Below are 23,111 nucleotides of genomic sequence, written 5' to 3'. Positions count from 1 at the left end.
AAACCCCACCACCGGGGGGTGGGGGCGCCGGGGGGGGGGCCCGCCCCGCCCCCCCCCCCCCCCCACGCCGCCTTGGACGCATTTCGACCGGGCGGACCTGATACACACCCCGGTCCCGGTCCCGCTGCTCCTCGGCCACCTGGAGCGCGATCAGGATCTCCAGCGCGCTCCAGGCCATGCCGAGCATGCCGAGCCCGACGAAGAGCATCGCCCAGACCCAGAACCAGGTGTGCGCCCAGACGCCGAGCAGCGCGACCATCGCCGCGACGATGGTCAGGGCCAGCAGCACGCCGGTGCGCGCGGCGGCGTTTCTCGCGCCGTCCGGAAGCCTGGCCATGGCCGGTCCTTCCTTCCACCGAGTGTCCGGTCGATCCTCGCCTGCCCCCTGTGCAGCGAACGGAACCCGCTCAGGCGTCTTCGTCCGGGAATCGACGGAACTCCCGCCAGGTCTCCCAGATTCCCGGCACGGTACCCGAACCGTAGGAGCGCTCCGGCCAGTTGGCCGGCGGCAGTCCGGCGGGGTTGGCGCCGACGTTGGCGCCGTACCAGAGGTCGTGCCGACGGCGCGCGAAGTACCACGTGCCGTCCCGGCGTTCGTACACGTCGCGGTACAGGATCGCCTGGTGCAGCCAGCGCGGCCCCTCCTGGATCTCCCCCTTGCAGTACACGTGTCCGGTCGCGTGGTCCGCGTCGAGGAGGTCGATCACGTGGGTGCCCACGTTGAGGATGGTCACCCCCAGGGGCGCGAGTTGGGTCGCGAACGACGCGCGCAGCGCCGCGCGTCCGCTCTCCTCCCGGGTCACCCGCACGTCCGGCACGAACAACGCGCACAGTGCGTCCAGGTCCCGGCTGTCCAGAGCCAGCGCGTAGCGGGCGGCCAGTTGACGGATGTGTTCGTAGGCGAGGAGTCGTTGTACGTCGTCCATGGACCGACACCCTGTCAGGCAGACACGCGGGCGAGCTGCTGCGGGTTGTACACGACCTCGACGTAGGACCAGCGGCCCTCGCCCGCGTAGTGCAGCACCACGTTGACGTCCAGACCGACGACGGCGCCCTCGGCGCGGAGCAGGACGGCGACCCGGTTCCCGTCGACGAGCCGCAACACGACGCGGTAGCCGGTGAACGGCGAGCGGCGCACCCCGTCCAGGATGTACGCGTGCAACGCGTGCCGGCCCTCGACGAAGCCGACCACGTGGTCGCGCACCCGTACCTCGTCGGTGAACAACGCCGCGACCGGCGCCCAGTCGCCGTGGGCGGGGGCCGCGGCCAGTCGGCCGGCGAAGTCGGCGAGGGCCCGCTCCACCTCGGCCCGGTCGGCGGCGCGGGGCATCGGCTCGGGCGCCCAGCCGACGATCCCGCGCAGCTCGCCGCCGTCGGCCCCGGCGACCGCGCCGCCCGCGGCCCGCCGGCGCGCGATCATCGCGTCGGCGTCGTCACCGTTGTAAAACTCGCCCACCGTCTCGAAACGATCGCCGACCCGACGCAGGATCTCCGTCCCGGGCAGCGTGTAGCGGGTGGTGCCGCCGGTGGGGTCGGGCAGGTTGTGCCAGACGTAGCGGCAGACCAGGTCGCCGTCGATCATCGTCCACTCGGTGAACCGGGACACCTCGGGAATCGGGTCGGCACCGCCGATCCGCGCGCTCCGCGCGAGTGCCGCCGCCACCGCGTCCCGGCTGCCGCCCATCGTGCCTCCCCGCAGTCGTCCGGCGAACCCGGCCGCGCGCAAGGATCCGGGCGCAGGTCGCCTCCGGTCCGCGTGATCCTGCCCGCGCCCCGTCGGGAAGTCCAGCCCCGACACGATCGTCGGAACGGAACCGTCGCCGGCTGGTATACGTATTACCGGTCGCAACCAGCCGGCCGGGCTCCGACGCGAGCACGAGACGAAGAAGAAGCGGAGGGGACGCGAGTGATCCGGTACCGGGTCCGGGTGGACTTCTACCAGGACGTCCCGCCGGACCGGCCCCCGACGGGGTACGTGGGCTCGTTGCTCTCGGGCGACTTCGCGGGACCCGCGCTGCCGCGCGGCGGCGACTCCATCTCGGCGATCCCGCTGGGCGGTGCGCACATAGGGCCGTGGACCGGCGGTCCCTACATGATGGTTCACCGGGTCGAGCACCACCCGGTCCCCGTCGACGGCGAGGGACACATAGTGGAGTGGTGGGAGCAGTACCCCCAGCCCTCCGTGCACGTGGTCGTCAACGCCGAGTGGCCGGACACCGAGGAGTCCGAGCACGAGTTGATGAACCTGTACGAGGAGCAGAGCTGGAGTTCGTTCCCGGCGGGCCCGGAGAACCCGTTCCTGCCGGTGGCGGCGGCCGCCGACTTCTAGGTCCTTCGGGGTCTTTCGGGGTTCTTCCGGACCCTTCCGGGTCTTTCACCCCGTATCCACCCGTGACGCGGCGGGCTACGCCTTCGGCTTCTTGTAGCCCGCCACGTCCACGGACGCCAGGATCTTGTTCAGGTCGGCGTCGTATTCGCGGGACAGGCCCGCCGTGGAGAACGAGATCATCGACTGCGGCAGCCACCACAGTTGCGGCTGGAACGAGTCGCCGCTCTTGCAGGTCACGCTGTACGACGCGTAGTCGTACTTGAGGCTGGCCTTGCTCGGCTCGGCGAGCTTCTTGCCCTCCGACTTGCTGGTCGGCGCCGCGGTGTCCTCGGTCTTGGTCACACAGGTCGGCGCGGCGCCCAGGGTCCAGCCCGCCGGATCCTTGAAGTCCACCTTGCGCTGATCGTTCTTGCCCACCCAGATCCGCAGCCCCGCGCGCTCGCAGGTGGTGCGCTGCGCGGCGGGCGTGGCGGCCGGCAGCACGCACACCTCGGTGTCGCTGACCTCCTTGAGCTCCCACGTGCTGGGCACCGCGAACTTCATGCCCTTGATGTCCTGGGTGAAGCCGCCCGGTTTACCGGTGAGTTTCGGCGGTTGGGCGTTGGCGCTGTTGGTGTCCTTCTTCGTGCCCGCCTCGGGCTTGTCGTCGCCGCCCCCGCGCAGCGCGACCACCGCGCCGGCGCTGATCGCCACCACCGCCACCGCGCCGCCGATCATGATCGCCAGGCGTTTGCGGTTGGGGCGACCGCCACCGGTGCCGCCCTGCTGCCGGGCCGCGGCCCGACCGGTCGGCGGCGGCGTGTGTCCGCCGTGGGTGGCCGGGGGTGGGGTGAACGTGCCGGAGGCGGGCGGCTGGTGGTGGCCGGCCGGATAGCCCTGTCCGGTGCCGCCGTACTGCCCGGAGGGCGCCCCGTACGCGCCGGACTGCGCGGCGGGGACACCGTGCGTCCCGGAGGGTGCGCCGTACGCCCCCGATTGCGCCGCGGGCGCGCCGTGCGTGCCGGAGGAGTCGCGGTACAGCGGCGGTTGGGTCGGCGAGGCGCCGTAGGGGTCGTGCGTGGGGGTGTTGTACGCGGCCGGCGGCGGGGTCTGCGGCGGTACGACCGGCGCGCCGAACGCGGCGGTGCCGCCGGAGCGCGCGGGCCCGCGCGGTGCCTCGTACACGCGCGGCGGCGGGGTCTGCGGCACCTGCTGCTGCGACTGCTGCTGTACCTGCCACGGGCCGCCGGAGGCCGGCGTGGTCCACAACTGGCCGATCAGCGACGTCGCGTCGGCGACCGGGTCGAGCGAGGGCGCCGCGCCGGTGCCGAGCGCGCCGCGCCACACGTGGGTGACCGAGGCCAGCAACTCCCGGGCCTGGGGCCGGTAGTGCGGCTCCTTGTCGCCCGCGCGCTTGACGATCAGGCGCAATACATCCGGTACACCGGAAAGGTCGGCCTCCTCCTGGAGCACCCGCAGCGCGACGACTTCGGGCGCGCCCGTACCGAACGGGATCACCCCGGTGGCCGCGTAGGTGACCAGCATCGCCCACGCGTAGACGTCGGCGGCCGGCGTGCTGTCGTGGCCCTTGAAGCGTTCCGGGCTCATCCACGCCGGCGAGCCGATCATCATGCCGGTGCGGGTCAGCCCGCTGTCCTCCATCGACCGCGCGATGCCCAGGTCGAGCACACGCGGTCCGGCGGGCGAGCAGATGATGTTCTGCGGCTTGAGGTCGCGGTGGATCACGTCGGCGTCGTGCAGCGCGACCAGCGCCTCGGCGAGCCCGGCCGCGAGGCCCATCAGCTCGTCGCCGCGCATCGGACCGCCCTGGTTCACCCGTTTGTCCAGGGTCGGTCCCGGCACGTACTCGGTGGCGAACCACGGTGTCTCGGCGTCGACATCCGCGTCGAGCACGGGTGTGGTGCACGTGCCCTTGATCGCGCGCAGCAGGTTGACCTCGCGCGTGAACCTGGCCCGGAACTCGGGATCGTCGGCGTACTGCGCGTGCACCACCTTGACCGCGACGCGGCGCTCCAGGCTGTCCAGCCCCGCGTAGACCGCGCCCATTCCACCCGCGCCCAGTCGACCCGTGATCCGGAACGGTCCGATGTGCTGCGGATCGCCCGGACGCAATTGACGTATCTCGGCGCCGCCGTCGGCCGTCATGGACGTGCCTCCCGTGTTGGTTCGCCGGCCCGCCGCTGCGGCCGTACCGGGATGGAATCCTCTCATCCGGTCTTGTGACCTCCCCAGGGCACCGGCTGGTTCCCCGTTCGGGGGAAAAGGCTCGCCTTACCCGTGGGTGGGCGTGATAGGCCAACGGGTGCGCCGGGTGTGGCAACACCGCGGCGTGCGGCGAGTGTTGCCACACCGCACCGGTTGGCAGGCATCCGCCGGATCGCACCGCTTCCACGACGAAGGGCCGGAGATGAGGATCGTCGTCGACTTCGACAAGTGCAAGAGCAACGCGCTGTGCATGGCCGAGGCACCCGAGGTGTTCGAGGTACGGGAGGACAACTTCCTCTACATCCTGAACGAGAATCCGAGCGAGGAGTTGCGGCCGCAGGTGGAAGAGGCGATTCGGGTCTGTCCGACCCGGGCCATCTCGATCCTGGATTGAGCCGGCGCGGCCCGGGACGGGAGTTGCCCGCCCCGGGCCGATCGCGGCTCAGGAGGGGTCGTTCGGGCGGTCCGGGGAGGCGCCTCGGCTCGACTGCCAACGGTCGCGGGCGTTGCGGGCCATCGTGGTGGACGCGCCCCGGGCGCCCTGCACCATCGCCGCCGACGCGTTGCGGGTGACCGACCAACCCCGGGCGAGCAGCTTGACGTTGACCACCACGGTGCCGGCGGTACGGTCGTGCCAGGTGCGCCGACGCGGGCCGAGCACGGCCAGTGGGTCCAGGAAGCCGACCAGGGCCAGTAGGGCGAACAACCCGGCCGTGCCCCACTGGCGGAGCGCCACCTCGTACCAGGTGAGCAGGACCGCGGCCCACGGCACCACCACGGCCACCAGGGTGCGCCGAGCCGCCCGCCAGGCGCCGACCGGCACCCGGCCGCGAACGGCCTGCGCCGGTGTACCCGCCGGGACCACCTTCGCGCCGACCATGATCTTGCCCAGCGTGCGGCCGAACCTGGCGTGCATGTACCAGTCGTAGAGCGCGGGCACCAGGAGATGGGCGAGGACCAGCAGAAGCAGCAGCGTCTTGGTGGTCGACCACAGCCCGTCCACCGCCTCCAGCGGCGCCCGTTGCGCCTCGCCGGCGCGCCCGAACACGACGTCCAGGAAGGAGTCGCGGACCACCTTCGTGGGCAGGTCGGCGGCCTTGCCCTGGATGTAGTGGTAGGCCAGGAACCACAGCGGCAGCACCAGGGCGGTGGTGAGCAGGTAGTCCACGGTGCGGGCGATCAGCCGCATGGTCCGGGAGGCGAGCGGGAGTTCGCCGGGCGCCGCGGGCTCGACGCCCGTCGCGGGGTAGGACTGCGGGGGCACCGGTGCGGAGTAGGCCGGGGCGGTTGCGGGGTAGGACTGCGGCGGCGCCGGCGGGTAAGCGGGGCCGGGCGGTTGCGCCTGGTCCGGGATCGGGCCCGGTGCGGTGACGGGTGCTTGGTGCCAGGACAGGTGTGGATCACCGTCGACGGAAGGTTGGTCCCCGTACGGCGACCCCGGCCCGCGTGGCGGCTGAGGAATCGTCATGACCGGGACGGTATCGCGCAGATCGTCCCTTCCGCCGGGTCGTGGGGCGAGTCCGGGGCACGCGGCGCGCGGAACGGCCGGATCGCGCCGGGTCCGAGTGCCGCCGAACCGCGTGCAGTCGGCCCGAGTGCCATTGGGCCGATCGGGCGATTCGCGTGCTCAGCCCTTGAGTTCGCCCAGTGTCACATCGATCGTGGCCTTGTTGCCGTTACCGCGCAGCAGGTTCACCTTGACCCTGTCCCCCGGCTGCTTGCCGCCCAGCACCTCGGACAACGTCGAGACGTCGGTGACCGCCTGGTCGTCGATCGTGGTGATCACGTCGCCGATCTGGATGCCGGCGGCCTTCGCGGCGCCGCCGTCCTGGATCGAGACCACGCCGACGCCCGCGGCCCGGCCGTTGGGGCCGGCCACCGTGCGGACGGTGACGCCGAGGGCGGCCTTGCCGGAGTTGTCCACCTTGCCGTTCTTGATGATCTGATCGGTGATCGACTTGACCGTGTTGGCCGGGATCGCGAAGCCGATGCCGGGCGCCGCGCCGCCGTTGGCCTCGGGGTCGGTGGCGGCCAGGGTCGGGATGCCGATCACCTGGCTCTCCAGGTCGACCAGCGCGCCACCGCTGTTGCCGGGGTTGATCGCGGCCGAGGTCTGGATGGCGCTGGAGATGGTGGCGCCCGGCGAGCCGGAGGTCTCCGGTTCGCTGACGGTGCGGCCGACGGCGGAGACGATGCCCTCGGTGACGCTGGAGTCGAGGCCGAGCGGGTTGCCCATGGCCATGGTGATCTGACCGACCTGGAGCTTGCTCGAATCGGCGAACCGGGCGGGCTTGAGATCGGCGGGCGGGCTGTCGAGGCGGATCACCGCGAGGTCGTCCGGGGCGAAGGCGGCGACGAGCTTCGCGGTGACCGGCTTGCTCCCGTTCGGGAGGGTGACCTCGAACGAGGTGCCCTGGCCGACCACATGGGCGTTGGTGACGATGTTGCCCTTGTCGTCGTAGACGACGCCGGAGCCGAGGCCGGTCTTCGTGGTGATCTGGACCACCGACGGCAGCACGTTGCGGACCACCTGCTGGTACTGCGCCTGGAGGTCGCTCGCCGGCCCGTTGCTCGGCGCCGCCGAGCCGGAGGCGACGTTGCCGTTGCCGTTGCCGCCGTCCGTGTTCTTCTTCGAGCCGTTGTCGTCGCTGCACCCACTCACCCCGCCGAGCACGAGCACCGCCGCCGTCACCACGATCGTGACCCGTCGCCGCGTCGTCCTGCCCACGATGTCTCCCTCGGTTCGGCGGCTGCCGCCGGCGACGGCTCGGTTGCCGGTACCGGACCGGGTCCCCCGAGCATTCTTCGTACTAACCCCATCGATGGACTTTTCACCGGGTCGCCGAGTCCATGCCTCTTTCGCCATGTGCTTGTTCGTGTCAAGTTGGGCCCGCACGTCGGCCCGGTGATTCCGGGGCGACGCCGAAGACGCACCGAAGAGCCGGAGAGGTGGGCGGGCGCACGCATGCTGACGCTTCAGGAGATCTCGGACCGGATGGAGATCCAGGACCTGATGGTCCGCTACTCGCACGCGGTGGACACGGGAGACTGGGACGCCCTGGACACCGTCTTCACCGCCGACGCGCTGATCGACTACTCGGCGATGGGCGGCTCCAAGGGCGGCCTGGCCGAGACCAAGGAGTTCCTGGCCTCGGTGATGCCGGGCTTCGGCGCCTACCAGCACCTGATCGCCAACTCGTCGATCACGGTCGACGGCGACACCGCCACGGGCCGCACGATGTGCCACAACCCGATGGTGTTCAAGGGCGAGGACGACGAGACGCCGGGCCCGACGATGTTCTGCGGCCTGTGGTACCTGGACACCTTCACGCGCGTCGACGGCGAGTGGCGCATCTCGGCCCGCAGCGAGGAGAAGTCCTACATGTACATCGCGCCGACAACCTGACCGGGGGCGGCCGGGTCGGGGAGCAGCCGGGGCGGGGGCGGCCGGGTCGGGGCGGCCGGGAAAATCCCGGGAGCGGACCGGCGGGGCGAGGTAGCTTCGAGGCATGATCCGCGAAGCCACCGCAGCCGACATCCCGGCCATCCACGCCCTGGTCCGCGAACTCGCGGACTACGAAAAGCTCCTGCACGAGGTAAAGGCCACCGAGGCCCAACTCCACACGGCCCTGTTCGGCCCGACCCCGGCCGCCTTCGCGCTGATCGCCGAGGACGACACCACCGGCGAATCGGTCGGCTACGCCATCTACTTCCTGTCGTTCTCCACATGGGAGGGCGTCCACGGCGTCTACCTCGAAGACCTGTACGTCCGCCCGGAAGCCCGAGGCGCCGGCCACGGCAAGGCCCTCCTCAAGCACCTGGCCCAAATCTGCACCACGAGGGGCTACGCCCGCCTCCAATGGGCCGTCCTCGACTGGAACTCCCCCAGCATCGCCTTCTACGACTCCCTGGGCGCAGTCCACGAAAAGGAATGGCTCGGCTACCGCCTCACCGGCAAGGCCCTGTCCACCCTCGCCACCGGCTGACGGCCCTTCTCCCGTCGTCCCGGGCCGGTCGCACCGAGCACCCGGCGCCCTCGATTTCCCGTTGTGTCAATCGGACCGCCTTGACGCCTGCTTCGTCACGCAAGGAGCATCGTTCGTGACGGTGTGAGATTGCGGCAGCTGAGGGAGCGGCCATGCCTGTAAAGGTCACCAAACTCGTAAGTACGTGCGACGTCAAGGATTGCCCGACGCTGTACGCCACCGACCGGGGCACCCTGCTTGTACAGGGGGAAACGCCAGGGGATCACGGACTTGCGATCCCGGCCCACGAAACACTGGTCGAGATCCCGCTGGATTTGATCCGAAGGGCCGTCCGTGACAACCTCATCTAGGCGCTATGCCGACCTCTTCGATACGTTCGAACGCGAGGCTTTCCGGCTCGAAACACTCGACGACTACAGCCGATCGGGCAATGTCGATACCTATCAAGCCTACCTGGCCGGAAAGCCAAGGCCCGAGGACTACAACTCTCGATGGCTCACCGAGTTGCGGACGCACACCGGGGTCGGGAAACGAGTGTACCGCGTGCACATCCTTTCCCGACCGCTCACGCCGTACCTGAGATTCGAGATCGGCTGGGGCTATCGAACGAATATGACAGCCGGCGAGGAATTTTTCATCCTCGACGTCACGAATCAACCGAACCCGCTCCCGACAGCCCCCGACTTCTGGCTGTTCGACTCTCGCTTCGCCGCAGTGATGAGCTACGACGGCCACGGCGGATTCACAGGCGCCGAGGTGCTGCCTGAGGACCCCGCGCAGGAATTCGTCGAATATCGGGACACGGCCCTCGCGCACGCCGTCCCGTTCGTGACCTGGTGGGCCGAGCACGGGGAGTGAACAAAGCCGAACTCGGAGCGGCGCTGCGAGCGGTGCGACTGGCGTCCGGAAAGGAGGCCAAAGCAGTCGCTCGCAGCGCCCTCATGTCTCCGAGCAAGTTGAGCAAGATCGAAAACGCCAGACTGACACCCAGCGTGACGGATGTCGAGCGCATCCTCACCGCGGTCGGCGTATCGGCGAGCGCGAAGATTGAATACATGAGCGCGGCGCGCGAAGCAGCTAGCGAGACAACCGCTTGGCGCCACCTCAGGCGTTCGGGCGCACACAAGGGTCAGTACGCAGCGCAGGCGCTGGATGCCCAAATGTCGATGCTACGGCTCTTTCAGCCTGCCCTCGTGCCCGGTTTACTACAAACACCGGAATACATTCGCGCAATTCTCCGACGCCACGATTTCGGCACAGATGTCCTCGCGCGAACAATCGCCGGCCGACTCGAACGGCAGGGCATCCTCTACGACACCACGAAATCTCTCCGCTTCGTTGTCACCGAGCCCGTACTCCGCTGGCAGATCATCTCACCACAGATGATGGCCGGGCAGATCGACAGGATCATCTCCTTGTCCCGGCTCTCCCACGTGGATATCAGAGTCGTCCCCTTGGATGTTCCGCAGAATGATATCGCCAATCATTCGTTCGTGATTCGAGACGATCACCTCGTAACCATCGAAGCAATCCATGCGGAGATAGTTTCCACCGACCCTCGCGATATCGATCTGTACATCAGGAAGTTTGATGGATTTTCCGCGATTGCTCTTTCCGGCGATCGCATGCGTACTGCCCTTGAAAGCATCAGGAACGAATTCTTGAGAAAACAAGAAACCGAAGGTGACGGCCTGGTTCCACCGCTATCTTGAGCGACATCTCAGCTGAAGGGGATGCCATGGGAAAACATCGCGATCCCGCGACCGATGACGGGCACAAGCCGGAGAAGCCTGTGCCGCCGCCGATTCCGCCGGACAAGCCTGCCAACCCCGGGACGCCGAAGGGGCGGTGGGGTGGGTGAGTGCCGAGGCGCGGGCTCTGTGGCGGGCGCGGGTCGCGTTGTTGCGGCGGGTCGAGGAGGCCGTCGGGGAGTTGCCGCAGGTGTGGCGGCAGGCGTTCGTCGGGGTGCCGAGGCATGTGTTCCTCCCCGACGTCGTGTGGCTGCGGCGGCCCGGTGGGGACCGGCACGAGCGGTGTGATCGGGCGCGGGAGCCGGAGCGCTGGTGGGCCGCCGCCTACGCGGACGCGCCGGTCGTCGTGCAGATGTGCGACGGCGGGGCGCCCCGGAGCGGCGGGGCCGAGTGGCCGTCGTCGTCCGCGTCCCAGCCCTCGATCATGGCGGCCATGCTCCTGGCCCTCGACGTGGCCGACGGACACCGGGTGTTGGAGATCGGCACCGGCACGGGCTGGAACGCCGGACTGCTCGCCCACCGCCTCGGCGACGACCGGCGCCTGGTGACCGTCGAGGTGGACGTGAACCTCGCCCGGATCGCCGAAGCCCGGTTGGCGGGCCTGGGCCGGCACTCCACCGTGGTCTGGGGCGACGGCGCCGAGGGGTGGGCGACCGGCGCACCCTACGACCGGATCCTGTCCACCGCCGCCGTCACCCACATCCCGCCCGCCTGGATCCGGCAATGCCGACCGGGAGCCGTGATCGTCACCCCCTGGGCCACCGCCTGGACCGCGAACGGCACCCTCGTGGCCACGGTCGACGAACGGGGCCGCGCACACGGCCGATTCCGCGCCGGCGGGGCGTTCATGCACCTGCGCGGACACCGCTCACGCATCACCGACGTGGATCAGGTCTTCGCCCCGGACCACACCCCCGAACCCGGCACCACCACGCTCTCCCCCTGGGCCGTGGCCGGCACCGACCCCGTCGCCGAGTTCGCGATCGGCCTGATGGCGCCCGACATCTGGCACCACTGGGACGAGACCCCCGACGCCGACGGCGTACACACCCGCCTGTGGGTGGGCGACGAGGCCGGCACCTCCTGGGCAAGCGTCGACTACGACGGCCGGCAACTCACCACCTTCACCGTCCACCAACACGGCCCCCGCCACGTGTGGACCGAAGTCGAATCGGCCTGGTCCCGATGGCACACCGCAGGCCGCCCCGGCTTCCCAGCCTTCGGCTGGACCGTCTCCCCGAACGGCGCCCAACACGCACGCGTACCCGAGAGCGCCGCCGGCCTGCGGACCACCGAAGGAACCGACGAACCGTCATGGTCCTTATGAGGCAAGGCACTTACCTCGCACGTGGGCGGCGTCCCGAGGGAGGTCGCCGTTACCCGACCCGCGCGGACGTTCGGCTTCGGCGCCCCGTGCCTGTGCCTGTGCCGAAGGCCGTCGCCGCAGCGGTCAGGAGGAGGGGGACGGCGGTCAGGGAGAAGAGCAGAGGCAGGGGGACGTGGGCGATGAGCGCGCCCGTGGCCGCCGCGCCGGCCGAGGTACCGGCGTTGAGGGTCGTGTTGACCCAGGCGCCGACCCTGGTGCGGGTGTTCGGGGTCGCGGCGGCGTCGGCGAGCAGGTAGGCCGTGGTGATCGCCGGGGCCACGAACAGGCCGGTGAGCATGGCGGCCGCGGTCAGGACGTACAGGTTCGGGGACAGGCCCGCGGCGGCCAGGGACGCCCCCAACCCGAGGGCCAGGAGCGGCAGTCGGCGGTCGGCCGACGCCCGCCAGGACACCGCGCCGTGCGCCAGCCCCCCGGCCGCGCTGCCCACGGACAGGGCGGCCAGGATCCACGCCACCGCCGCCGACCGCCCCCGCTCGTCGGCGAACGCGACCGCGAGCAGGTCGATCCCACCCAGGGCCACCCCGACCCCGCCGGCCACCACGACCGCCCGCCACAACCCCGTGCCACCCGACGCCGGCCCGCCCTCGGCCACCTCCCCCGGCTCAGCTCCGCCGGCCTCCCCCGCCCGCCGCACCGCCGGCGACCCCACCAGCGCCATCGTCCCGACCACGATCAAGGACGCGGCCAGCACCACCCCGGCCGCCGCCGGCGCCCACCCCACGAGCAAGCCCACCAACAGCGGCCCGGAGGCGAACACGATCTCCTCGGCCACCCCGTCCAGGCTGTACGCCCGCTGCAACAGCTCGCGATCCGGGGCCAGTTCGCTCCACACCGCGCGCATCACCGGCCCCACCGGCGGCGTACAGGCCCCGGCCGCCGCCACCGCGACGCCCACCCACACCCCCGAGGCCCCGGGCCGCCACGTGGCCACCGCGATCCCGACCAACAACACCGCGTACAGCGCGACCATCGGCGGCAACACCCGCCGCGCCCCGTACCGATCGACCAACCCGGCCCGCATCGGCGACAACAACACACTCGTCGCCCCGAACAACGCCATCACGGTGCCGGCCACCGCATACGACCCGGTTCCGGATTTCACCGCCAGCAACAACGACAACGGGATCGTCCCGTACGACAACCGCCCGAGCATCGCGGCCCCGAACGCCCGCCGGGCATGGGGTATCCGCAACACGGCGGCATAGGAAGGAGCCGACCCGGAACGCGCGTCGGCGGAAGGCATGGCTGCCATGGGGGGAATTCCTCCGAAAAGGTCGGCACGGCCCGGCCGCACCGACACACCTGCATGGACGCCGAATCAGCCGCGCAACCCCGTCGACGGGAGCGCGGCCGGTGCGGAGTCCTACGCACACAGGAGGAACATGGCAATCAACCTAGCAACCCGAACCGGCCGCCGACACCGGAAATACGACGCCCACGGCCCCCGTCCGCCGACCGCCGACCGCCCCGACGCGCCTACTTCTTCGGCGTCGCCGTCAGCCCCGTGCACGGCCGCAGGGTGTCCCGGCGGTCCAGGATGCGCTTCGCCTCGGCGCCGGTCGCCGGCATCGGCACGCCACGGTTGTCGATCGAGGCCGGAGTGAACTTCTCCCCGACGACCTTGCCGTCCTTGATGGTCAGCGTCGCGACGCCGGTGTCGTTCGAGTTCGGGTACGGAGAGGTGCCGTACCAGAGGAAGTTGCCGTAGCCGTAACCCACATACGTGCTGCCCATCCAACCCGCGCCCTGCATCACGTGCGCGTGCGTGCCCAGCACGGCCGCCGCCCCCGCGTCGGCGAGCTTGCGGGTCAGGCCGGTCTGGTCCGTGCTCGGGCACTTGTCGCCCTCGATGCCCCAGTGCATGTACACGATCACCACGTCGGCCTGGGCCTTCGCGTCCTTCACCGCCCGCACCAGCCGATCGGCCTGGAGCGCGCTCGCGATGCCGGGCTTGCCCGCTCCGGCCCGGTAGAGCTGGTTCGTGATGTCCTGCACCTGGCTCGCGGCCACGAACGCGACCTTGACGCCCTTCACGTTCTTGATGAACGGGCGATACGCCTGATCGGCGTCCTTGCCGATGCCGACCACGCCGATCGGCGGGTTCTGCACCGCGGCGATCGAGTCGTCCAGGCCGACCTTGCCGTAGTCCACCGCGTGGTTGTTGGCCATGCTGACCACATCCACGCCGACCGTCTTCAGCTCCGTCAACGCCTTCGCCGGGGCCCGGAAGTGGTACGTCTTGTTCTCCGGCGTACCGCGCTCGGTGATCGCCGACTCCAGGTTGACCATCGCCAGGTCCGCGTCCGCGAGGGTGCGACCGATCGGGCCGAGGGCCCCCTCCGCGCCCGCGTTCAGGCGCGGCACCGTGCGCTCGAAGAAGTGCACGTCGCCCGCGAGCGCGACGGTGATCTCCGTACCCGGCGCGGCCTGCGCGGGCGGCGGCGCCGACGCGCCGCCCGGGGCCGCCGAGGACCCCGCCGGATCGGGCACCGCAGCGTTCTCCACCTTCTTCGAGGAGTCACCGGAGTCGCCCGAATCGGACATCAACCCGCACGAGGCGAGACCGGCGATCAGCAGTGGAGCGAGGCCGAGCGCGACGGTCCGGCGGCGGGGTATATGCACGCGGACAAGGTAGCCCAGCAACGTACGCGCCCGTACGTGCGCCGGAGCGTGACGAGAATTACCCCCTCCGCGTGTGACGCATCAGCCGTTCAGCGCCTCGTAGACCCGGTCGCACAGCTCCGGGTGCATGTCGAAGTAGCCCTCCTCGTCCACCTCGAACGCCCCGGTCCGGAAGCTCTCGGTGACCGTGCGCAGCATCAACGGGATGGACGCGTACACCATCGGCTCGTCCGCGCCCTGGACGAAACTGGCCACCTGCACGTCCGTCCCGTCCCAGATCGCCGCGTAGAAGTCGGCGGCCGGGGACACCAGCAGCGGCAACCACCGCACACCCTCCGGCTGGTCCATCTCGACCTCCTCGCGGAACTCCAGCGCCTCGGCCAGGCTGACCAGGACGTAGCCCGGTATGAACGACGCCTCGTCCACCAACTGGTCCGGCTCCTCGCGGGTGCCGTCGGCCCAGCCGAACCAGGAGACCAGTTCGGCGGGCACCCCGGCGCCCATCCGGGTGTGCACCGCCTCGGCCGGCAGACCGGGCTCCAGGAGGGCCACCACGGGGCGACCGAGACCGACCAGCTCCGCCCGCACGGCGTCCAGACCTTCGTGAACGGCGTCCATGCCACGTCCCTTGTTTTGTTCGGCTGTGTGTTGTTCGGCTGTGTTGTTCGGCTGCCGGATCGTTCGGCCGCGTCGATGTCGGGCCGGGCCGGGTCGGGCCGAACCGAGGGGATCAAGGGTGACAGACGTTCGAGCGATCGGCGCACCATGCCTTGATTCCGCACGCGCGGGGTAGCCGCCGAAGGGGGCGGCCCACCGAACAGACATCCGAGCGGGTCGGGAAACGGCACCGAACACACCGGCGAGGGAGCGAGCGTGGACGCGTGGTTCGACCCGATCATGGACTTCGCGGGCTCTCCCTGGGCCTACCTGATCGTCTTCCTCGCCGCGCTCCTGGACGCGATGTTGCCGATCCTGCCGAGCGAGAGCGCGCTGATCGCGTGCGGCGTGTTCGCCACCGCCGGCGGCTTCTCGCCCAATCTTTTCCTGCTCATCGCGGCCGGCGCGCTGGGCGCCTTCCTCGGCGACAACATCACCTACGCGATCGGCCGCTGGGCCGAGCCGTTCGCGAACAAACACATGCTCAACGGCGAGCGCGGACAACGGGCCCGAAAGCGGGCGGAACGGTGGCTGGCCGAACGCGGCGGCGTGATGATCGTGGTCGGCCGCTACATCCCCGGCGGGCGCACGGCGGTCGCGCTGGTCGCCGGGATGGTGGAGTACCCGGTCGCGCGGTTCCGGGCGTTCACCGCGATCGCGGCGCTTGCCTGGGCGACGTACGGCGTACTGCTCGGTTTCTGGGGCGGGAGCGCGTTCAAGGACAACCCGCTGATGGGCATCGCGGCGGGGCTGGCCACCGCGGCGGCGATCACCGTCCTGATCGAGGTCGCCCGCCGCATCGTCACCGCCCGCAACCGGCGCCGCCGCAAGGCCGCCGGCACTCGGCCGGGCGGCGGTGACACGCGCGAAGGAGCCGAGTCCTCGGTGTCGTAGGCGCCCCGGATCCGCCCGCGCCTCCCGCGCCACGCGGCGAGACCGGCGGCCGAAACGCACGAGGCCACCGGGACGCCCCGATGGCCTCGTGCTCGTGCTCGTATGCGTGACTCGTACTCGTGCGACCGATCGACCTCGGCTACGCCGTGGGGTACGGGAGCGGCAGCACCGCGCTCGTCGGCAGCACCTCGACCTTCAGGTCGGGGTCCGGGCCCGCGCCCTGGAAGCGGCCGAACTTCGGCACCGCGTTGCGACGGTACTTGGTGGTCGAGTGCTCCGGGTCCTTGTCGAACTCCGGGATGACCTGGTTGCCGAAGAGCTCGATCATCTCGAGGTTCTCCTCGTGCGTCATGCCGTCGTTGATACCGAAGACGAGCTGGTCACAGCCCACCTCCTGGTACGCCTTGACCTGCTCGCACACCTCGTCCGGGGTGCCGACCAACATGTAGCCGCCCTCGATCAGCTGGTCGAGCAGTTCGTCGCCGCCCATCGAGAGGTCGAAGGTGGGCGACGGCCAGGTGATCGCGTCCGCCGACTTCGGCATGGTGTCGTGGTACAGGTTCACCAGGGTGACCAGGTAGCCGCGGCCCTTGCTGAGCGCGATCTCGCGGGCGCGCTTGCGGTCGGACAGACAGATGACGGCGTTCGTCATCATCACGTTGTTGTTCTGGTAGTCGCCGACGATCTCGACCGGGTTCTCGGCGGCTTCCTTGTAGGCCTCGATCCGGCCCTTGAGGTTGTAAACCGGTTCGAAGTTGAAGGCGATCGCGCCGATGCCCATCGAGCCGGCCTTGCCGAAGGTGGCCGGGTTGCCGCAGGCCACCCAGATCGGCGGGTGCGACTCGCCGTACGGCTTCGGGTGGATGTCGTGCGGGGTCGGCACGGTGAAGTGGTCGCCCTCGAACGTGTAGTCGGTCTGCGCCCACATCCGCGGGATCTCGCGAACGACCTCGTCCCACTCGGTCTTCGTCGAGTTCTTGTCCATGATGTTGAACGAGGCCATCTCGTGGCTGCCCGCGCCGCGGCCGGTGCCCCACTCGAAGCGGCCCTCGGTGATGTGGTCCATCATCGCGGCGCGCTCGGCGTAGCGGACCGGGTGCTCCTTGCGCGGCGACAGGCTGTTGATGCCGGTCGCGAGGTGGATCCGCTCGGTCTTCGCGGCGACGTAGCCGATGACGACCTCGGGGGCCGACATGTGGCTGTACTCGACCAGACCGTGGTGCTCGCCGAACCAGGCGTACTTCCAGTTGTGCTTGTCGGCCTTGATGGCCAATTCCATCTCGCGCATGAGCACCAGGTGCTCGCTCGCGCGATCGTGAGCGGCCGGACCGGGGGTGTACCCGTTCAGGAAGATGCCGAACTCCACGTGGAGCCTCCCAAATCGCCTGGTTCAACCGGCGCTGCGTACGCCTGTATGAGGTCTGCGTACGGGACAGTATGCGAGCGTCGGCCCGAACTTTGTTTACACGTGGCTAACGTCACGTCAGATGCCAGGCGCCGCCCGGGACATCGAGCTGACGCATAGTCAGATCCTCTCGCGACAAAGGCCGAAGTTCCAGCAAACGCGGGCTTTGTGGCCCTCGACACCCCCGGGCGTGGGGAGTTCAGCGCACGGTCGTACGGGCCAGCAGCAGCGTCACGTCGTCCCGGTGACCGGTCAGATCGGCGAGCCCGAACAGGCGCTCCGCCGTCGCCTCCAGGTCCAGGCCGCGGCTGCGCTCGAAGCGGTGCGCCAGGCGTTCCATGCCGCGGTCCAGGGACAGCTGCGGGCCCTCGACCAGGCCGTCGGTGACCAGGATCAGCGTCGCGCCCGGGGCCATGGTCAGGGTCGTACACGGATACGCCTGGTCCGCGAGCATGCCCAGGGGCAGACCGCCCTCGACGTCCTCGATCCGCGGCGTCCCGGCCGGGTCGGCGAGCAGCAGCGGCGGGTGCGCGGCGCGGGCGACCCGGAGCCGGCCGGTCGCCGGGTCCAGGTAGGCCAGCGTGCAGGTGGCGTGGGCCGGGCCGGGGAAACGGTCGAGGAAGTCGTTCACCAGGGCGAGGGCCCGGCCGGGGTCGGGGGTGACCACCGCGTAGGCGTGCAGCAGGGTCCGGATCCTGGCCATGATCGGCGCCGTGCCCGCGCCGTGCCCCTGGACGTCGCCGACCACGAGCGCGACCTGGCCGTCGTCGAGGGTGAACACGTCGTACCAGTCGCCGCCCACGCCGAACTCGTCCTGCGCGGGCCGATGCCGCACGGCCAGGTCCAGGCCGCCGACCGGTTCCGGATGGGACGGCGACACCCCCGCGCGAAACGCCTCGGCGAAGTCGCGGTACGGCGGCGGCGCGACCGGCTCGGCGCCGAGCGCGCGGCTGACCCGACCCGCCACGTCCGGCGGCATCCCCCCGGCGGCCGACGCGGCCGCGGCATCCGCGTACCAGTCGGTGCGGATCGCCATCAGCGTGTGCGCCTCCTCCTGCCAGGCGTCCGTACTCACGGTGAGGCTGCCGTCCTCCTGCTGATAAACCCGCCAGGCGGTCGCGGGGTCGTACCGGTGATCCCGCGTCCCCGACGAAACCACCAACCGCCCGGCCCCCGAAGCACCGCCGACCACGACCACTCCTCCCAGCCCACACCACCACAAACCCCAACGCCCCAACCGCAGGAAGGCAACGGCCATTACGCCATCGCGGGGTCGCGGGGTCGCGGGGTCGCGGGGTCGCGGGGTCGCGGGGTCGCGGGGTCGCGGGGTCGCGGGGTCGCGGGGTCGCGGGGTCGCGGGGAAGAACGACACCCGACAGCCCAAGTCACGGCCCGAGCAAGCCAAATTCAGCCCGTCCGGCGTTTGAGGACAAGCGGGCCGCAGGCCGGCACGGGCGCATCAGGCGCCCACAGCCGACACCGTCAACCCGACCAACCCAGCCCGTCCGGCGCTTGAGGACAAGCGGGCCGCAGGCCGGCACGGGCGCATCGGGCGCATCGGGCGCCCACACCCGACACCGTCAACCCGAGCAAACCCAGCCCGTCCGGCGCTTGAGGACAAGGCGGGCCGCAGACCGGCCGGGGACCACACCCGCCTCCACCGCCGGCCCAGGCCACATGTCGGCCACCCCGCCTAGCCTGAAAGGCATGTGCAGAAACATCACGACGCTCCGCGGACTCGACCCCGCCGCCACCGACGTCGAGATCGAAGCCGCCGCCCGTCAATACGTCCGCAAAGTGAGCGGCGTCCAGACCACCTCACCCCGCACAGAGGAGGCCGTGGAGCGCGCCGTCGCCACCATCACCGAAGCCACCAAGGCCCTACTCGCCGAACTCCCCGAACGCCGCCAACCCCCGCCCACCCTGCCCCCACTCCGCCGCCGCGCAGCCACCGCCCAAGCCGCCGAAGCCACCACCCGGACGCCCGACCACGCCCACGACCACACTCACGACCACCCCCACGATCACGCCCCCACCAAAACGGCCTAACTCACTCCAAATCCCACACCAAACCCACCCCAACCGCCCCACAAACCCCGCCGCAGCCCACTCCGGGCCCACCCGGATACGGCCAGGAAACGACTCGGAAAAGCCTTCGCCGAGGCACCGCGGACATCGGCCTCGGACACCCGTTTGCCGCCCCCGGCCGCGTTATGGTGGATGGTCCCCGCCGCCCCTCCGAGGAGCCTCACACACCGTGTCTGACTCGTTCGTTCACCTGCATGTCCACACCGAATACTCGATGCTGGACGGAGCGGCGAAGAACGACAAGCTGTTCGCCGAGGTGGCCCGCCAGGGCATGCCGGCGGTGGCCATGAGCGACCACGGCAACATGTTCGGCGCCTACGAGTTCCAGGGCACGTCCAAAAAACACGGCGTAAAACCGATCATCGGCATCGAGGCGTACGTCGCCCCCAGCACCCGCCACGCCCGCCGCCCCGAGTTCTGGGCCCCCGGCGGCAAACGCGCGCCGAGCGAGGACGGCGAGGGCGGCAAGGACGTCTCCGGCGGCGGCCGCTACACCCACATGACGATGTGGGCGGAGAACCCCCAGGGCCTGCGCAACCTGTTCCGGCTCTCCAGCCTGGCGTCCATCGAGGGCTACTACATGAAGCCCCGAATGGACCGCGAGCTGATCGCCGAGCACCACGAGGGCATCATCGCCACCACCGGCTGCCCGTCCGGCGAGGTGCAGACCCGCCTGCGCCTGGGCCAGTACGACGAGGCGATCAAGGCGGCCTCGACCTACCAGGACATCTTCGGCAAGGAGAACTACTTCCTCGAACTGATGGACCACGGCCTCGACATCGAGCGCACCGTCCGTCAGGACCTGCTGCGGATCGCCAAGGAGCTGAACATCCCGCTCCTGGCCACCAACGACTCGCACTACGTCACCGAGGACCAGGCCGACGCGCACGACTCGCTCCTGTGCGTGGGCGTGGGCAAGAACAAGGCCGACCCGAACCGGTTCAAGTTCGCCGGCACCGGCTACTACATCAAGACCTCCGACGAAATGCGCCGGCTGTTCGCCGAGATGCCCGAGTCGTGCGACAACACCCTCGCGATCGCCGAGCGCATCCAGCCCTACGACGAGGTCTTCGCCGAGGTCAACCGGATGCCGCAGTTCGACGTCCCGGAGGGCGAGACCCAGGCGAGCTACCTGCGCAAGAAGATCGCCACGGGCCTGAAGCACCGGTTCGGCGACAACCCGAGCCAGGAGGTGCTGGACCGGATCGAGTTGGAGATGGGCGTGATCACGCCCATGGGCTTCGACTCCTACTTCCTCGTGGTCGCCGACATCTGCCAGTACGCCCGGGACAACGGCATCCCGGTCGGCCCCGGCCGAGGCTCCGCCGCCGGTTCGATGGTGGCCTACCTGACCGGTATCACCGGCCTGAACCCGCTCGACTACGACCTGCTGTTCGAGCGCTTCCTCAACCCCGAGCGGATCAACCCGCCGGACGTCGACATCGACTTCGACGACCGCCAGCGCGACCAGATGGTGCGCTACGTCACCGAGAAGTACGGGTCCGCGTACACCGCGCAGGTCAACACCTTCGGCACGATCAAGGCCAAGGCCGCGATCAAGGACTCCAGCCGCATCCTGGGCTTCCCGTTCGCCACCGGCGACCGCATCACCAAGGCCTACCCGCCGGACATCATGGGCAAGTCGATGCCCTTGGCCGGCATGTTCGACAAGGACCACCCGCGCTACACCGAGGCCGGCGAGATCCGCGCGCTGTACGAGTCCGACCCCGAAGTGAAGATGGTGATCGACACCGCGCGCGGCATCGAGGGCCTGACCCGGGGCACCGGTGTGCACGCCGCGGCCGTCATCCTCTCCTCCACGCCGCTGATCGACCTGATCCCGCTGCACCGGCGGGACAAGGACGGCGTCATCATCACCGGCTTCGACTACCCGTCGTGCGAGGCCATGGGCCTGGTCAAGATGGACTTCCTGGGTCTGCGGAACCTGGGCATCATCGACCACGCCATCAAGATCATCAAGGCCAACCGGGGCATCGACGTCGACATCGAGAAGATCCCGCTCGACGACCCGGTCACCTTCGAACTGCTCTCCCGCGGCGACACGTTGGGCGTGTTCCAGCTCGATGGTGGTCCCATGCGGGCGCTGCTCAAGCTGATGAAGCCGACCGAGTTCGAGGACATCTCCGCGGTCTCCGCGCTGTACCGCCCCGGCCCGATGGGCATGAACTCGCACATCAACTACGCGCTCCGCAAGAACGGCCAGCAGGAAATCACGCCGATCCACCCGGAGTTGGAGAAGCCGCTCAACGAAGTCCTGGGCCCCACCTACGGTCTGATCGTGTATCAGGAGCAGGTACAGCGCGCCGCGCAGGTGCTGGCCGGCTACAGCCTCGGCCAAGCAGACCTGCTCCGCCGCGCGATGGGCAAGAAGAAGAAGGAAGTCCTGGAGAAGGAGTTCATCCCCTTCCAGGCGGGTTGCCGCGAACGTGGTTACGGCGACGAGGCGATCCAGGCCGTCTGGGACGTGCTGGTCCCGTTCGCCGGCTACGCGTTCAACAAGTCGCACTCCGCCGCCTACGGCCTGGTGTCCTACCAAACGGCCTACCTCAAGGCGAACTTCCCCGCCGAGTTCATGGCCGCGCTGCTCACCTCGGTGGGCGACGACAAGGACAAGATGGGGATGTACCTGGCCGACGCCCGCTCGGCCGGCATCCGGGTGCTCTCCCCCGACGTCAACGAGTCGGTGGCCGACTTCACCGCCGTCGGGTCCGACGTACGGTTCGGCCTGCGGGCCATCCGCAACGTGGGCGACAACGTCATCAACGACATCGTCGAAGCCCGCACGAGCAAGGGCAAGTTCAACTCCTTCGCCGACTTCCTGACCAAGATCGGCCTGCCCGCCTGCAACAAGCGCGCGGTCGAATCCCTGGTCAAGGCCGGGGCGTTCGACGCGCTCGGGCACACCCGCCGAGCCCTGGTCGACGTGCACGAGCAGGCGCTCGACGCGGTGGTCGGGCTGAAGAAGCAGGAGGCCGCAGGCCAATACGACCTGTTCGGCGGCGGCGACGAGGCGGCGGACGAGCCGGCCGTCGGGCTCGACTTCACGCTCACCGACCAGGAGTGGCCGCGCAAGCTCAAGTTGGCCACCGAGCGCGAGATGCTCGGGCTGTACGTCTCCGCCCACCCGCTCGACGGCGCCGAGCACATCCTGTCCCGACACCGCGACACCTCGATCACCGAGCTGAAGAACTCCGGCCGGACCGAGGGCAACGTGCAACTCGCCGGGCTGATCACCGGCATCCAGCGCAAGGTGAACAAGAGCGGCTCGCCCTGGGCGATGATCAACCTCGCCGACCACGACGGCGAGATCGAGGTGCTGTTCTTCCCGCAGTCGTACACCCTCGTCGCACACGCCCTCGAGGAGGACGTCGCGGTCAGCATCAAGGGTCGACTCAACGAACGCGACGGCGCGCTCAGCGTGTTCGGCTCGGAGTTGGTCCCGCTCGACATCGGTTCGGCCGAACACGGCGGCAAGGCGCCGGTGTGCCTGCGGCTGCCCACCACCAAGGTCAACGAGAAGCTGGTGAAGGACATCAAGCGGGTGTTGTCCTCGCACCCCGGCGACAACCCGGTGCATCTGATCCTGGAGAGCGCGCGCATGCGCACCCGCTACAACCTGGACTTCCGGGTCAACCCCGAGGGAGGCCTGGCGGGCGAGATCAAGTCGATGCTCGGCGCGGGCGTCTGGAGCATCTGAGCCCGGCCGGACCGGACCGACCGAAGGGGTCGGGACCACGGGGGTGAATCCCGTGGTCCCGACCCCTCG

General features: G+C 69.9%; 21 protein-coding genes and 1 pseudogene. 11 read left to right on the top strand and 11 right to left on the bottom strand.

The window, feature by feature from the left end; translation table 11 throughout:
* The 3 genes and pseudogenes from ACWGR4_RS46335 to ACWGR4_RS46325 all read right to left on the bottom strand — a co-directional run.
* Positions 1–337: pseudogene (locus ACWGR4_RS46335) on the bottom strand (hypothetical protein); the annotation flags it as partial.
* 70 nt (positions 338–407) lie between these two features.
* Positions 408–926 carry a nuclear transport factor 2 family protein gene (locus tag ACWGR4_RS46330; RefSeq protein ID WP_380003512.1) on the bottom strand — a complete coding sequence of 173 codons (519 nt, stop codon included), beginning with the start codon at positions 924–926 and terminating at the stop codon, positions 408–410.
* 14 nt (positions 927–940) lie between these two features.
* Positions 941–1,684, bottom strand: a complete 744-nt coding sequence (locus ACWGR4_RS46325; protein WP_452131863.1) for a nuclear transport factor 2 family protein — start codon at positions 1,682–1,684, stop codon at positions 941–943.
* 222 nt (positions 1,685–1,906) lie between these two features.
* Here ACWGR4_RS46325 and ACWGR4_RS46320 point away from each other — a divergent pair, with 222 nt between their 5' ends.
* The gene (locus tag ACWGR4_RS46320; RefSeq protein ID WP_078976054.1) at positions 1,907–2,329 is read left to right on the top strand and encodes a hypothetical protein; all 423 of its coding nucleotides are present in this window, start codon (positions 1,907–1,909) and stop codon (positions 2,327–2,329) included.
* A 75-nt stretch (positions 2,330–2,404) separates the two neighbouring features.
* On the opposite strand, the gene ACWGR4_RS46315 is transcribed toward ACWGR4_RS46320, so the two are convergent.
* Positions 2,405–4,474, bottom strand: a complete 2,070-nt coding sequence (locus ACWGR4_RS46315) for a serine/threonine protein kinase (RefSeq protein WP_452131864.1) — start codon at positions 4,472–4,474, stop codon at positions 2,405–2,407.
* Between the two features lie 262 nt (positions 4,475–4,736).
* Between ACWGR4_RS46315 and ACWGR4_RS46310 the strand changes: the two genes are divergently transcribed.
* On the top strand, positions 4,737–4,928 hold the full coding sequence (locus ACWGR4_RS46310; RefSeq protein ID WP_380003509.1) for a ferredoxin: 192 nt from the start codon (positions 4,737–4,739) through the stop codon (positions 4,926–4,928).
* A 48-nt stretch (positions 4,929–4,976) separates the two neighbouring features.
* Here the strand turns inward: ACWGR4_RS46310 and ACWGR4_RS46305 are convergent, their stop codons facing one another.
* Together ACWGR4_RS46305 and ACWGR4_RS46300 are read right to left on the bottom strand one after the other, a co-directional pair.
* Positions 4,977–6,002, bottom strand: a complete 1,026-nt coding sequence (locus tag ACWGR4_RS46305) for an RDD family protein (RefSeq protein ID WP_452131865.1) — start codon at positions 6,000–6,002, stop codon at positions 4,977–4,979.
* A 159-nt stretch (positions 6,003–6,161) separates the two neighbouring features.
* Positions 6,162–7,262 (bottom strand): S1C family serine protease, encoded by a 1,101-nt coding sequence (locus ACWGR4_RS46300; RefSeq protein WP_452131866.1) that lies wholly within the window; start codon positions 7,260–7,262, stop codon positions 6,162–6,164.
* A gap of 237 nt (positions 7,263–7,499) precedes the next feature.
* Here ACWGR4_RS46300 and ACWGR4_RS46295 point away from each other — a divergent pair, with 237 nt between their 5' ends.
* The 6 genes from ACWGR4_RS46295 (at position 7,500) to ACWGR4_RS46270 (ending at position 11,598) form a co-directional block, all read left to right on the top strand.
* The gene (locus ACWGR4_RS46295) at positions 7,500–7,940 is read left to right on the top strand and encodes a nuclear transport factor 2 family protein (RefSeq protein WP_452131867.1); all 441 of its coding nucleotides are present in this window, start codon (positions 7,500–7,502) and stop codon (positions 7,938–7,940) included.
* A 103-nt stretch (positions 7,941–8,043) separates the two neighbouring features.
* Positions 8,044–8,520, top strand: a complete 477-nt coding sequence (locus ACWGR4_RS46290; RefSeq protein WP_452131868.1) for an N-acetyltransferase family protein — start codon at positions 8,044–8,046, stop codon at positions 8,518–8,520.
* 152 nt (positions 8,521–8,672) lie between these two features.
* Positions 8,673–8,870, top strand: a complete 198-nt coding sequence (locus ACWGR4_RS46285; RefSeq protein ID WP_452131869.1) for a hypothetical protein — start codon at positions 8,673–8,675, stop codon at positions 8,868–8,870.
* Complete coding sequence (locus ACWGR4_RS46280) at positions 8,854–9,378, top strand: DUF6879 family protein (RefSeq protein ID WP_452131870.1); 525 nt, start codon at positions 8,854–8,856, stop codon at positions 9,376–9,378. Before ACWGR4_RS46285 ends, ACWGR4_RS46280 begins: the two co-directional genes overlap by 17 nt.
* A complete protein-coding gene (locus ACWGR4_RS46275; protein WP_452131871.1) occupies positions 9,375–10,232 on the top strand; it encodes a helix-turn-helix domain-containing protein in 858 nt (285 codons plus the stop codon). The genes ACWGR4_RS46280 and ACWGR4_RS46275 overlap by 4 nt, the downstream gene beginning before the upstream one ends.
* A 145-nt stretch (positions 10,233–10,377) precedes the next feature.
* A complete protein-coding gene (locus ACWGR4_RS46270) occupies positions 10,378–11,598 on the top strand; it encodes a methyltransferase domain-containing protein (protein WP_452131872.1) in 1,221 nt (406 codons plus the stop codon).
* Between the two features lie 49 nt (positions 11,599–11,647).
* Here the strand turns inward: ACWGR4_RS46270 and ACWGR4_RS46265 are convergent, their stop codons facing one another.
* The 3 genes from ACWGR4_RS46265 to ACWGR4_RS46255 all read right to left on the bottom strand — a co-directional run bounded on the left by ACWGR4_RS46265 (position 11,648) and on the right by ACWGR4_RS46255 (position 14,898).
* On the bottom strand, positions 11,648–12,910 hold the full coding sequence (locus ACWGR4_RS46265; protein ID WP_452131873.1) for an MFS transporter: 1,263 nt from the start codon (positions 12,908–12,910) through the stop codon (positions 11,648–11,650).
* Positions 12,911–13,134: 224 nt separating this feature from the next.
* Positions 13,135–14,280 (bottom strand): CapA family protein, encoded by a 1,146-nt coding sequence (locus tag ACWGR4_RS46260; RefSeq protein WP_380003499.1) that lies wholly within the window; start codon positions 14,278–14,280, stop codon positions 13,135–13,137.
* 81 nt (positions 14,281–14,361) lie between these two features.
* Positions 14,362–14,898 (bottom strand): hypothetical protein, encoded by a 537-nt coding sequence (locus tag ACWGR4_RS46255; RefSeq protein WP_126636536.1) that lies wholly within the window; start codon positions 14,896–14,898, stop codon positions 14,362–14,364.
* A gap of 255 nt (positions 14,899–15,153) precedes the next feature.
* Between ACWGR4_RS46255 and ACWGR4_RS46250 the strand changes: the two genes are divergently transcribed.
* Positions 15,154–15,831 carry a DedA family protein gene (locus tag ACWGR4_RS46250; protein WP_452131874.1) on the top strand — a complete coding sequence of 226 codons (678 nt, stop codon included), beginning with the start codon at positions 15,154–15,156 and terminating at the stop codon, positions 15,829–15,831.
* 139 nt (positions 15,832–15,970) lie between these two features.
* Here ACWGR4_RS46250 and ACWGR4_RS46245 read toward each other — a convergent pair whose 3' ends face one another.
* Both ACWGR4_RS46245 and ACWGR4_RS46240 read right to left on the bottom strand, forming a co-directional pair.
* Positions 15,971–17,197: an LLM class flavin-dependent oxidoreductase gene (locus ACWGR4_RS46245; protein WP_078976065.1), complete on the bottom strand. Its 1,227-nt coding sequence runs from the start codon at positions 17,195–17,197 to the stop codon at positions 15,971–15,973.
* A 238-nt stretch (positions 17,198–17,435) separates the two neighbouring features.
* Positions 17,436–18,311, bottom strand: coding sequence for a PP2C family protein-serine/threonine phosphatase (locus ACWGR4_RS46240; protein WP_452131875.1), 876 nt, complete (start codon positions 18,309–18,311; stop codon positions 17,436–17,438).
* 632 nt (positions 18,312–18,943) lie between these two features.
* Here ACWGR4_RS46240 and ACWGR4_RS46235 point away from each other — a divergent pair.
* Entirely contained in the window at positions 18,944–19,285 is a 342-nt protein-coding gene (locus ACWGR4_RS46235) for a DUF2277 domain-containing protein (protein WP_380003495.1), read from the top strand.
* A gap of 208 nt (positions 19,286–19,493) precedes the next feature.
* The gene (gene dnaE, locus ACWGR4_RS46230) at positions 19,494–23,042 is read left to right on the top strand and encodes a DNA polymerase III subunit alpha (RefSeq protein WP_452131876.1); all 3,549 of its coding nucleotides are present in this window, start codon (positions 19,494–19,496) and stop codon (positions 23,040–23,042) included.
* Positions 23,043–23,111 lie beyond the last annotated feature (69 nt).

The organism is Embleya sp. NPDC055664, assembly GCF_053618075.1.
The sequence above is the reverse complement of the archived record's forward strand: the minus strand, read 5'-3'. Positions and strand labels throughout refer to the sequence as shown.

What these genes read in the sequence shown, in the direction of transcription:
- ACWGR4_RS46305 (WP_452131865.1), bottom strand. Translation starts at nt 6,002, where the DNA reads ATGACGATTCCTCAGCCGCCACGCGGGCCGGGGTCGCCGTACGGGGAC.
- ACWGR4_RS46295 (WP_452131867.1), top strand. Translation starts at nt 7,500, where the DNA reads ATGCTGACGCTTCAGGAGATCTCGGACCGGATGGAGATCCAGGACCTG.
- ACWGR4_RS46285 (WP_452131869.1), top strand. Translation starts at nt 8,673, where the DNA reads ATGCCTGTAAAGGTCACCAAACTCGTAAGTACGTGCGACGTCAAGGAT.
- ACWGR4_RS46265 (WP_452131873.1), bottom strand. Translation starts at nt 12,910, where the DNA reads ATGGCAGCCATGCCTTCCGCCGACGCGCGTTCCGGGTCGGCTCCTTCC.
- ACWGR4_RS46255 (WP_126636536.1), bottom strand. Translation starts at nt 14,898, where the DNA reads ATGGACGCCGTTCACGAAGGTCTGGACGCCGTGCGGGCGGAGCTGGTC.
- ACWGR4_RS46315 (WP_452131864.1), bottom strand. Translation starts at nt 4,474, where the DNA reads ATGACGGCCGACGGCGGCGCCGAGATACGTCAATTGCGTCCGGGCGAT.
- ACWGR4_RS46325 (WP_452131863.1), bottom strand. Translation starts at nt 1,684, where the DNA reads ATGGGCGGCAGCCGGGACGCGGTGGCGGCGGCACTCGCGCGGAGCGCG.
- ACWGR4_RS46290 (WP_452131868.1), top strand. Translation starts at nt 8,044, where the DNA reads ATGATCCGCGAAGCCACCGCAGCCGACATCCCGGCCATCCACGCCCTG.
- ACWGR4_RS46330 (WP_380003512.1), bottom strand. Translation starts at nt 926, where the DNA reads ATGGACGACGTACAACGACTCCTCGCCTACGAACACATCCGTCAACTG.
- ACWGR4_RS46235 (WP_380003495.1), top strand. Translation starts at nt 18,944, where the DNA reads ATGTGCAGAAACATCACGACGCTCCGCGGACTCGACCCCGCCGCCACC.
- ACWGR4_RS46310 (WP_380003509.1), top strand. Translation starts at nt 4,737, where the DNA reads ATGAGGATCGTCGTCGACTTCGACAAGTGCAAGAGCAACGCGCTGTGC.